Source organism: Cronobacter sakazakii (assembly GCF_000982825.1).
Taxonomy (GTDB): domain Bacteria; phylum Pseudomonadota; class Gammaproteobacteria; order Enterobacterales; family Enterobacteriaceae; genus Cronobacter; species Cronobacter sakazakii.
In genome coordinates, this window is the sequence record NZ_CP011047.1 from 1,867,380 (window position 1) to 1,877,648 (window position 10,269).

The window sequence follows — 10,269 nt, forward strand, 5'->3', positions numbered from 1 at the left end:
GTCCTGGTTATTCCATCGTCTTTAAACCTAACTTCTCAGGTTCAGCATGACAACGAACTATATTTTTGTGACCGGCGGGGTCGTTTCCTCTCTGGGTAAAGGCATTGCCGCAGCCTCCCTCGCAGCCATTCTTGAAGCCCGTGGCCTTAACGTGACCATCATGAAACTGGATCCGTATATCAACGTCGATCCTGGCACCATGAGTCCAATCCAGCACGGGGAAGTGTTCGTTACTGAAGACGGCGCTGAAACCGATCTGGACCTGGGGCACTATGAGCGTTTTATCCGCACCCGCATGACGCGCCGCAACAACTTCACGACAGGCCGTATCTACTCTGAAGTTCTGCGCAAAGAGCGCCGTGGCGACTATCTGGGCGCCACCGTTCAGGTTATTCCGCACATCACCAACGCTATCAAAGAACGCATTCTTGCGGGCGGCGAAGGCCATGACGTGGTACTGGTCGAAATCGGCGGCACCGTAGGTGATATCGAATCCCTGCCGTTCCTTGAAGCCATTCGTCAGATGGCGGTTGAAGTGGGTCGCGAACACACGATGTTCATGCACCTGACGCTGGTGCCATACATGGCGGCGGCAGGTGAGGTGAAAACCAAACCGACCCAGCACTCCGTTAAAGAACTGCTGTCTATCGGTATTCAGCCGGATGTGCTGATTTGCCGTTCCGATCGCGCGGTTCCGGCTAACGAACGCGCCAAAATCGCTTTGTTCTGTAACGTTCCGGAAAAAGCGGTCATTTCTCTGAAAGACGTCGATTCCATTTATAAAATTCCGGGCCTGTTGAAATCGCAGGGGCTGGACGATTATATTTGTAAACGATTCAGCCTGAACTGCCCGGAAGCTAACCTGTCTGAATGGGAACAGGTTATTTATGAAGAGGCGAATCCGGCGGGCGAAGTCACTATCGGTATGGTCGGCAAATACATTGAACTGCCGGACGCCTATAAATCGGTTATCGAGGCGCTGAAACACGGTGGCCTGAAGAACCGCGTGACCGTCAATATCAAGCTTATCGATTCGCAGGACGTAGAAACCCGCGGCGAAGAACTGCTGAAAGGTCTGGATGCGATCCTTATCCCTGGCGGCTTCGGTTATCGCGGCGTGGAAGGCAAAATCGCCACCGCGCGCTACGCCCGTGAAAACAACATTCCTTACCTCGGCATCTGCCTCGGTATGCAGGTTGCGATGATTGAATATGCACGCAATGTTGCGGGCATGGAGAACGCCAACTCCACCGAATTTGTGCCAGACTGTAAGTACCCTGTCGTGGCGCTCATCACCGAGTGGCGTGATGAAAACGGTAATGTCGAGACGCGTAGTGAAAAGAGCGATCTCGGCGGGACGATGCGTCTGGGCGCGCAGCAGTGCCAGTTGTCCGATGACAGCCTGGTGCGCAAGCTGTACGGCGAGCCAGTGATTACAGAACGTCACCGTCACCGTTATGAAGTCAACAACATGTTGTTGAAACCGATTGAAGCAGCTGGCCTGCGCGTTGCGGGCCGTTCCGGAGATGATCAGTTGGTCGAGATCATCGAAGTGCCGAATCATCCGTGGTTTGTCGCTTGTCAGTTCCACCCGGAATTTACTTCCACACCGCGCGACGGGCATCCGCTGTTTGCAGGCTTCGTAAAAGCCGCCAGCGAGTACCAGAAACGCCAGGCGAAGTAAGCAGAGTTAAAACGGCAACGCGCGACGATTTCGCGCGTTGTTTGTCTGGAGTTTTAGTTTAACTTGTACTGAGGAAAATCTAATGTCCAAAATCGTTAAAGTCATCGGTCGTGAAATCATCGACTCCCGTGGTAACCCGACTGTTGAAGCCGAAGTTCACCTGGAAGGCGGTTTCGTAGGTATGGCTGCTGCCCCGTCAGGTGCTTCCACTGGTTCCCGCGAAGCGCTGGAACTGCGCGATGGCGACAAATCCCGTTTCCTGGGCAAAGGCGTAACCAAAGCGGTTGGCGCGGTTAACGGCCCGATCGCTCAGGCTATCGTTGGCAAAGATGCTAAAGATCAGGCTGGTATCGACAAGATCATGATCGATCTGGACGGTACTGAAAACAAATCTAACTTCGGTGCAAACGCCATTCTGGCCGTTTCTCTGGCTAACGCTAAAGCTGCTGCTGCTTCCAAAGGCATGCCGCTGTACGAGCACATCGCTGAACTGAACGGCACTCCGGGCAAATTCTCTATGCCGGTTCCGATGATGAACATCATCAACGGCGGCGAACACGCTGACAACAACGTTGATATCCAGGAATTCATGATCCAGCCGGTTGGCGCTTCCAGCGTTAAAGAAGCCATCCGTATGGGTTCTGAAGTTTTCCATCACCTGGCGAAAGTGCTGAAAGGCAAAGGCATGAACACCGCTGTGGGTGACGAAGGCGGCTACGCGCCGAACCTGGGTTCTAACGCCGAAGCTCTGGCTGTTATCGCTGAAGCGGTAAAAGCAGCAGGCTACGAACTGGGCAAAGACATCACCCTGGCGATGGACTGCGCAGCGTCTGAATTCTACAAAGACGGTAAATACGTTCTGGCGGGCGAAGGCAACAAAGCGTTCACCTCTGAAGAGTTCACCCACTTCCTGGAAGACCTGACCAAACAGTACCCGATCGTTTCCATCGAAGACGGTCTGGACGAGTCTGACTGGGACGGTTTTGCATACCAGACCAAAGTGCTGGGCGACAAAATCCAGCTGGTGGGCGACGACCTGTTCGTTACCAACACCAAAATCCTGAAAGAAGGCATCGAGAAAGGCATCGCTAACTCCATCCTGATCAAATTCAACCAGATCGGTTCTCTGACCGAAACTCTGGCTGCGATCAAAATGGCGAAAGACGCTGGCTACACCGCTGTCATCTCTCACCGTTCTGGCGAAACCGAAGACGCAACCATCGCTGACCTGGCGGTAGGTACTGCGGCAGGCCAGATCAAAACCGGTTCCATGAGCCGTTCTGACCGCGTTGCTAAATACAACCAGCTGATTCGTATCGAAGAAGCGCTGGGCGAAAAAGCACCGTACAACGGCCGTAAAGAGATCAAAGGCCAGGCATAATCGCCCGACCTTTCTCTGTGAAAATGCCAGTCGATTGACTGGCATTTTTTTTACTTAAAATCGACTTCCATCTGCTGCGGAATGGTCAACCCGTTCGTGGTCTGCACACAGCGTGCAATATAGTCGGTAAAGCGCGGCGGTTTCGGCATACCGAGCTTCAGCAGCTTATCATTAGAGAAACGCACGTTCAGCGTGGCGAACGCGCCATATAAACGCATCGCTTTCAGCATCAGACGCTCATTACACGGCCCGAAAATTGTTTTCAGCTCACGGCGCATTTTCACTAACGTTTCATAACTCACCTGCGCATAGTTATCCGCGATAGGCGCTTTTTCCTGGGCCTTCGCCATGGCGATATCAATGTCAGCGAAACGCACGCTGTTCTCTTCGCCGGCAGAAATATGCACCACTTCGCCTTGCGCGATATCTTTATCAAGCAGCAACAGCAACGCCGCGGCGCAATAATCTACCGGGATCACATCCACGCGGTCTTCCAGCGAGCACATAAATTTCTGAAGCATCAGCCCCATGCTGAAAACCCAGAAAATACTGGTGGAAGGCTGGCAGCCGTGATGGGTATGGCCAACCACGATAGAAGGGCGGGCGATCACCAGCGGCAGTTGCGGACAGTGCTGGCGCATCAGCTGTTCAATCGTCGATTTCGAATGCGTATAGGTCACCAGGTGCTCGGCGTTTTCACGAAACTCGGTGCTTTCAGGCACCAGCGAATGCGGCTCAGGCGTACAGGACATCGCCGTGCCCACATGCAGAAAGCGCTGCAAACCTGCAACCTCAGCCATGCGGCGGGCGAACGCCAGGGTTCCTTCAACATTCACTTTCCAGATAAGCGGATTGTTGCCAAACGACGCCACGGCCGCGCAGTTAATGACATGCGTGACGCTATCAAGGCGGGTATCGTGCAGAAAACTCTCCGGCTCGCCTAAATCACCGCATAAAACTTGCGTGGTGTTCAGCATCGCAAGCTGTGCCTCGCTGAGGTTGAACTTGCGCATATTGCTGAGCACGCGCGCCAGTCCGGCTTCGCTGTTCTGCGCACGCACCAGCAGCAATAAATTGATCTTTTCAGTGCGCTGAAGAATTTTTTCTAATACTGCACCGCCCAGAAAACCCGTTACGCCCGTTATTAATAAAGTCTTCATTTCTGTTATTCCACCTGGGTTAATTGGGCGGATTGTAGGAGCAGAAAAGTAAACGGCGTTTAAATAACAATGAGGCGGAAAAAGAGGAAAATTAAGGTTATTTTAAGGAAAGTCGCATGAGGCATTTTTCTATGACATCGTAATGATGGGAAAAATCCTTTCACTATAATAAAAATATTTATCTTATTGAATTTATGTGATTTTATTAGGCTAATAGAAAATACTATTTAACCGAAAAATTCCACGAAAATTACGTCTGGTTACATTATTGTAGATTTAAAAAAGCCGTTGCAGATTATTCGCATCTTGCAACGGCTTTTTATTACAGCAATAACGGCAGCGTGGCGCTGGCGGTTTGTTGGCTGATTTCACGGTAATGGCTATCCGTCGCTATCAGCCCTGCTGTTAATAACTCCACCAGCAGCATCGCGCCCACTTTGGCGTTCAGCGCGCCGGCGTTAAGCGGCCCTTCCGGTTTGGCGGCCACAAGCAGCATATTGCTTAGTGATGCCAGCGGGCTGCGCGGCGTATTACTGAGCGTAAGCACCGGCGCGCCCGCCTTACGCGCGAGCGTCACGGCATGCAGCAGGTCGCGCGTGGAGCCCGAGCTGGAAATGGCGACCACCAGATCGGTTTCGCCAAGCGTAGTTGCGTTCATCGATGCGCGGTGCATATCGCTAAACAGATGCGCCGCTTTGCCAAGGCGCAGCAGCTTGTAATGCAAATATTCGCCAATAATGGCGCTCGCCGCGACGCCGTAAATCTGCACCGACCGCGCCTGATGCAGCGCCTGCGCGGCTTGTTCCAGCACGGCGCGATCCAGCAGTTGCGCGGTATCACGCAGCGCCTGCACCGATTCCTCCACCAGCGCGTCCAGCGCATCGCCGCTCTGCGCGCGCGGTGCCTGCCCGCGCTGAACATCCAGCGCCAGCGCCATTTTAAATTCGGTATAGCCTTTGCACCCGAGCGCGCGGCAGAGCCGCGTCACGCTGGCTTCACTGGTGTCACTCTCGCGGGCGAGTTCGGTGATAGTGAGATAAAGCACGCGCGCCGGGTCGCTCAGCACATAGTCCCCGAGTTTGCGCTGTGTGGGGCTAAACCCTGACAGCGCCTGGCGCAGCTTAAGCAGTAAATTTTCATGGTCAGACATAACAGGATCCTGAAGCACCGACGACTGCCGATGAGTGTGCGGGAAAGCCCGCCAACAATGCCAGCCATTTTAAAAAAGTATGATCGGCTTCGCTATTATTGGTGATAATTTTCACAATATATTTTTATTGTGATAAATATTTTCATCAAAATTACGGCGGGGGATTCACCATGGCATTTTTCAGCGGAACATCGTCAGGGCGCTGGTTTGAAAAGGCGCAGCGTTTTGGTAAATCGTTTATGTTGCCGATTGCCGTGTTACCGGCGGCGGGCCTGTTGCTTGGCGTGGGTGGCGCGCTCTCCAATCCCAACACGCTCACGGCGTATCCTTTTCTCGATGTCGGCTGGCTGCAGGCGATTTTCACGATCATGAGCAGCGCCGGGGCGATCGTCTTTGCGAATCTTTCGGTGCTGTTTGCCGTTGGCGTGGCGGTGGGGCTCGCGCGTACCGATAAAGGCACGGCCGGTCTTGCCGCGTTACTGGCGTTTCTGGTGATGAACGCCACCATCAATGCGCTGCTGACTTTGACCGGCCAGCTCGCGCAGAGCAATCCTGGCGCGGTCGGCCAGGGAATGGTGCTCGGCATTCAGACGCTGGAAACCGGCGTTTTCGGCGGCGTGGTGATTGGCCTTGTGACCTGCGCGCTGCATCAGCGGTTTAATAAAATCGCGCTGCCGCAGTTTCTGGGCTTTTTTGGCGGCTCGCGGTTTGTGCCCATCATCAGCGCGCTGGCGGCGATTGTGGTCGGCGCGGCGATGACCGTCATCTGGCCGCATTTTCAGAAGCTGATTTTCGGGCTTGGCGGGCTGGTTGAGGCGACTGGTTATGTCGGCACGCTGCTGTATGGTTTTATCCTGCGTATGCTTGGCCCGTTCGGCCTGCATCATATCTTCTATCTGCCTTTCTGGACGACGGCGCTCGGCGGCAGCGAAATTGTCAACGGCCAGTTGGTGGAAGGCACGCAGCGTATTTTCTTCGCGCAGCTCGCAGACCCGACCACGCAGCAGTTTTATATCGGCACATCGCGGTTTATGTCCGGGCGCTTCATTACCATGATGTTTGGTCTGATCGGCGCGTGCCTTGCGATGTACCACACCGCGAAGCCTGAGAATAAAAAGCGCGTCGCCGGTCTGCTGCTTTCTGCGGCGCTGACCTCATTTCTCACCGGCATCACCGAGCCGATTGAGTTCTCCTTCCTGTTTGTCGCGCCCGTGCTCTATGTCATCCACGCCTTCTTCGATGGGCTGGCTTTTATGCTGGCGCACATTTTGCACATCACTATCGGCCAGACATTCTCAGGCGGTTTTATCGATTTCATGCTCTTTGGGGTGTTGCAGGGCGAGGCGAAAACGCACTGGCTGATGGTGCCGCTGGTCGGCGTGCCGTGGTTTTTCCTCTATTACTTCACGTTCCGCTTCCTCATTACACGTTTCGATTTCGCCACACCCGGCCGGGAGAAAGAAACCCAGGACAGCGTGGCGATGAAAGACAGCGAGCGGGCGCAGGCCGTCGTGGCCGGGCTCGGCGGGCGGGAGAACCTTCAGGAGGTCGACTGCTGCGCCACGCGGTTGCGCGTCACCGTGAACGATGGAACCAAAGTCGATGAGGCCGCGCTGAAGGCGACCGGCGCGCGCGGCGTAATCCTTCGCGGCAACGGCGTGCAGGTCATCTACGGCCCGCATGTCACGATTATTAAGAACGAAGTCGAAGAGCTATTAAGCTGAGGTCAACGATGTTAGAGCAGATTAAAGGAAAGCTGGTGGTCTCCTGCCAGGCCCTGGAAAACGAACCGCTGCACAGCCCGTTTATTATGGGGAGGATGGCGCTGGCCGCCGCACAGGGCGGAGCGGCGGGGATCCGCGCTAATAGCGTGGCGGATATTAAGGCAATTAAAGAACAGGTGGCGCTGCCGGTCATTGGCATCATTAAACGGGATTACCCCGCAAGCGACGTGTTTATCACCGCGACGATGCGCGAAGTCAGCGAGCTGATGGAAGCCGCGCCTGAAATGATCGCGCTGGATGCCACCGCACGTCCGCGCCCTGGCGGCGAAACGCTCGAACAGTTTGTCGGGCAGATCCGCCGTACCTGGCCTGATGTACTGCTGATGGCGGATGTCTCAAACGTTGAAGAGGCCGTAACGGCCGAGGCGCTCGGCTTCGACTGCGTGGGCACCACGCTTTATGGCTATACGGCGAAGACCCAGGGGCATCGTCTGCCAGAAGACGATTTCGCACTGTTAAAAGCCGTGCAGGCGGCGGTGACGGTCCCGGTTATTGCCGAAGGGAATGTGGACACGCCGGAGGCCGCGGCGCGCTGTCTGGCGCTTGGCGCACATGCTGTGGTGGTGGGCGGCGCTATTACGCGCCCGCAGCAAATCACCCGCCGCTTCGCCGACGCGCTGCGCTCACCAGTTGTCTGACGAGCCGCCGCCGTCACTTGAGCCGCCATCGCCTGAGCTGACGCTGTGGTGGCTGCTGTGGTGGCTGGCGCTGTCCCCGCCTGAGGACGAGTGAAGGTGGCTGGTCGCAAGCCAGGCGGCGGAGGTATCGCCGGACGATGAGCCGTTACCTGTCGCGCTGAGCCGATAATTCGGAAAGGCAAACACCACGACCAGCGCGAGAATCATCAGCAAAAAGGGCACGGAAAAGCTCAGCCAGAGAAAGGGCTCCACCCACGGGAAAAAGTTGCTGGTGATGGCAAGCGCGGGCGTCAGCAGGCAGGAGGTGCCGAAAAAAAGCGTCACCAGCGTTTTCTTTTTGCGCAGCATGATTAAGGCAAACAATACGATGGCGAGAACAGGCAGCGCCAGCCAGTAAGAGAAATTCAGCAGCAACGGCTTAAGCCAGGCCTGTACCCACGAGGGCGATGTCGCGGGCGGCAGCGGCTGATGGCTGAGCAGCGCATCGATACCGGTCAGCCCATGACGCAGGCCCGCGGTGAGATCGCCCGCCCTGAACCAGGGCAGCATCTGTTCTTTGATTACCCGACTCGCCAGTGCATCCGGAATCGTCTTCTGCAGCCCGCGGCCCGTTTCGATACGCACCAGACGATCGTGCCAGGCGACCAGAATCAGCACGCCATCGTTGCGCTGCGCATTGCCGAGCCGCCAGGTATTAAAAGTGCGCGTCGCAAAACGCTCCAGGTTGTCGCCTTTTAATTCCGGTAACACCAGAATCGCTGTTTGCGCGTGGGTGCGGGTATTGATTGCCGACACGTCGTCAAGCAAGGCCACGTATTCCTGCCCGCTCAGCAGATCGGCGGGATCGTTGATAACACCACGCATCGGCGGTACGTCGAGGGGCTGCGCCAGCCCGCTTACGCTCACTAACGTCAGCGCTATTGTTAAAATGAATGACGTTAATATGCGTACCATAACTCTCGCCTTGTCCTTGTTATCCGGCTGGCCGTCCCGCGCCATAGTAACTGCCGATTTACAGGCCTGCCAATGCCCTGGAATTCGGGGGAATTCTTATCGGGCCTGGCAGCGGTGGCCCGGATAGCGCAAATGGCACATGCCAGTCCGACGGTTATCTGTAATAATTACCGTTTTAGTCATCAACTGAGTGAATCATGCAGTACCCGATTAATGAGATGTTTCAGACCCTGCAGGGCGAGGGTTATTTTACCGGCGTGCCCGCCATTTTTATTCGTCTGCAGGGATGCCCCGTAGGTTGTGCCTGGTGCGACACCAAACACACCTGGGAGACGCTCGCCGATCGGGAAGTGTCGCTTTTCAGCATTATCGCGAAAACCAAAGAGAGCGATAAATGGGGCGCGGCGAGCCCGGAAGATTTGCTGGCGGCCATTGAGCGCCAGGCTTATACCGCGCGCCATGTGGTGATCACTGGCGGTGAGCCGTGTATTCACGACCTGCTGCCCTTAACGGAGCTTCTGGAAGCGCACGGTTATAGCTGCCAGATTGAAACCAGCGGCACCCATGAAGTGCGCTGTACCACGGGCACCTGGGTGACGGTTTCGCCGAAAGTGAATATGCGCGGCGGTTACGAGGTGCTGGATCAGGCGCTGATGCGCGCCGATGAGATCAAGCACCCGGTGGGGCGTATGCGTGATATCGAGGCGCTGGATGAACTGCTGGCGCGTCTGCATGACGAAAGACAGCGGGTGATCGCGCTGCAGCCGATTAGCCAGAAAGAAGATGCGACCCGCTTGTGTATCGAAACCTGTATCGCCCGCAACTGGCGGCTGTCGATGCAGACGCATAAGTATCTGAATATCGCATAAACAAAAAAGAGGGGCATGGAGCCTCTCTTTTTTGTGTGTGGCATGTGAGCGGTGAGCGGTGAGCGGTGGGTGCGCTGCGCTTACCCACCCTACGAGAATTCCAGGGCGTTTGTCTTGTAGGGCGGGTAAGCGCAGCGCACCCGCCATCAGAACGTGTATCTGCCATCATCAACAACTAACGCCCTATTCGCCGCGATACACGCAACCGGCGGTGCAGGTCTCTTTAATCATCACCGCGCTCAGCAGCGGCAGACGGGGTTTCATCTGATCCCAGATCCAGCGCGCCAGCACTTCGCTGGTCGGGTTTTCAAGGCCCGGAATATCGTTCAGATAATAGTGATCCAGGCTATCGTAAATCGGTTTAAACGCCGCTTTTAGCTCGGCGAAATCGATAATCCAGCCGGTATGAGGGTCCACCTCGCCCGTTATCTCCAGGCGCACCATAAAAGAGTGTCCGTGCAGACGACCGCACTTGTGGCCTTCGGGGACATGGGGGAGTCGGTGAGCGGCTTCGAAGATAAAATCTTTAAACAGGGTGGTAGGCATAACGCAGTCTCAGTCTTGCTAAAAAACCGCCGCATAGTACCGGAATTGACCGTTTTTAGCATTAACTAAAACCCTCATAAACGATAAGCGCACAAAACGCATC

The 10,269-nt window shown here is 55.5% G+C and carries 9 protein-coding genes; 5 read left to right on the plus strand and 4 right to left on the minus strand.

The window, feature by feature from the left end:
• Positions 1-46: 46 nt before the first annotated feature.
• Both pyrG and eno read left to right on the plus strand, forming a co-directional pair.
• A complete protein-coding gene (gene pyrG, locus CSK29544_RS08775; RefSeq protein ID WP_004386866.1) occupies positions 47-1,684 on the plus strand; it encodes a glutamine hydrolyzing CTP synthase in 1,638 nt (545 codons plus the stop codon).
• A gap of 82 nt (positions 1,685-1,766) precedes the next feature.
• The gene (gene eno / locus CSK29544_RS08780) at positions 1,767-3,065 is read left to right on the plus strand and encodes a phosphopyruvate hydratase (protein WP_004386867.1); all 1,299 of its coding nucleotides are present in this window, start codon (positions 1,767-1,769) and stop codon (positions 3,063-3,065) included.
• 50 nt (positions 3,066-3,115) lie between these two features.
• Here eno and CSK29544_RS08785 read toward each other — a convergent pair whose 3' ends face one another.
• A complete protein-coding gene (locus tag CSK29544_RS08785; RefSeq protein WP_007894504.1) occupies positions 3,116-4,225 on the minus strand; it encodes an SDR family oxidoreductase in 1,110 nt (369 codons plus the stop codon).
• Positions 4,226-4,547: 322 nt separating this feature from the next.
• The gene (locus tag CSK29544_RS08790) at positions 4,548-5,375 is read right to left on the minus strand and encodes a MurR/RpiR family transcriptional regulator (protein ID WP_007894510.1); all 828 of its coding nucleotides are present in this window, start codon (positions 5,373-5,375) and stop codon (positions 4,548-4,550) included.
• 170 nt (positions 5,376-5,545) lie between these two features.
• On the opposite strand from CSK29544_RS08790, the gene CSK29544_RS08795 reads away from it, so the two are divergent.
• Both CSK29544_RS08795 and CSK29544_RS08800 read left to right on the plus strand, forming a co-directional pair.
• Positions 5,546-7,099 (plus strand): PTS transporter subunit EIIC, encoded by a 1,554-nt coding sequence (locus CSK29544_RS08795; protein ID WP_029039225.1) that lies wholly within the window; start codon positions 5,546-5,548, stop codon positions 7,097-7,099.
• A gap of 8 nt (positions 7,100-7,107) precedes the next feature.
• Positions 7,108-7,797, plus strand: coding sequence for an N-acetylmannosamine-6-phosphate 2-epimerase (locus CSK29544_RS08800; protein ID WP_007894513.1), 690 nt, complete (start codon positions 7,108-7,110; stop codon positions 7,795-7,797).
• On the opposite strand, the gene CSK29544_RS08805 is transcribed toward CSK29544_RS08800, so the two are convergent.
• Positions 7,783-8,751, minus strand: coding sequence for a TPM domain-containing protein (locus CSK29544_RS08805; RefSeq protein ID WP_007894515.1), 969 nt, complete (start codon positions 8,749-8,751; stop codon positions 7,783-7,785). The two genes, CSK29544_RS08800 and CSK29544_RS08805, sit on opposite strands and share 15 nt — an antisense overlap.
• 197 nt (positions 8,752-8,948) lie before the next feature.
• Between CSK29544_RS08805 and queE the strand changes: the two genes are divergently transcribed.
• Entirely contained in the window at positions 8,949-9,620 is a 672-nt protein-coding gene (gene queE / locus CSK29544_RS08810) for a 7-carboxy-7-deazaguanine synthase QueE (RefSeq protein ID WP_004386873.1), read from the plus strand.
• A gap of 183 nt (positions 9,621-9,803) precedes the next feature.
• Here the strand turns inward: queE and queD are convergent, their stop codons facing one another.
• Positions 9,804-10,166: a 6-carboxytetrahydropterin synthase QueD gene (gene queD, locus CSK29544_RS08815; RefSeq protein ID WP_004387911.1), complete on the minus strand. Its 363-nt coding sequence runs from the start codon at positions 10,164-10,166 to the stop codon at positions 9,804-9,806.
• Positions 10,167-10,269 lie beyond the last annotated feature (103 nt).

Excerpts from the sequence above, each read along its gene's own strand:
- CSK29544_RS08805 (WP_007894515.1), bottom strand. The coding sequence starts at position 8,751 with ATGGTACGCATATTAACGTCATTCATTTTAACAATAGCGCTGACGTTA.
- CSK29544_RS08800 (WP_007894513.1), top strand. The coding sequence starts at position 7,108 with ATGTTAGAGCAGATTAAAGGAAAGCTGGTGGTCTCCTGCCAGGCCCTG.
- pyrG (WP_004386866.1), top strand. The coding sequence starts at position 47 with ATGACAACGAACTATATTTTTGTGACCGGCGGGGTCGTTTCCTCTCTG.
- eno (WP_004386867.1), top strand. The coding sequence starts at position 1,767 with ATGTCCAAAATCGTTAAAGTCATCGGTCGTGAAATCATCGACTCCCGT.
- queD (WP_004387911.1), bottom strand. The coding sequence starts at position 10,166 with ATGCCTACCACCCTGTTTAAAGATTTTATCTTCGAAGCCGCTCACCGA.
- CSK29544_RS08790 (WP_007894510.1), bottom strand. The coding sequence starts at position 5,375 with ATGTCTGACCATGAAAATTTACTGCTTAAGCTGCGCCAGGCGCTGTCA.
- CSK29544_RS08795 (WP_029039225.1), top strand. The coding sequence starts at position 5,546 with ATGGCATTTTTCAGCGGAACATCGTCAGGGCGCTGGTTTGAAAAGGCG.
- CSK29544_RS08785 (WP_007894504.1), bottom strand. The coding sequence starts at position 4,225 with ATGAAGACTTTATTAATAACGGGCGTAACGGGTTTTCTGGGCGGTGCA.
- queE (WP_004386873.1), top strand. The coding sequence starts at position 8,949 with ATGCAGTACCCGATTAATGAGATGTTTCAGACCCTGCAGGGCGAGGGT.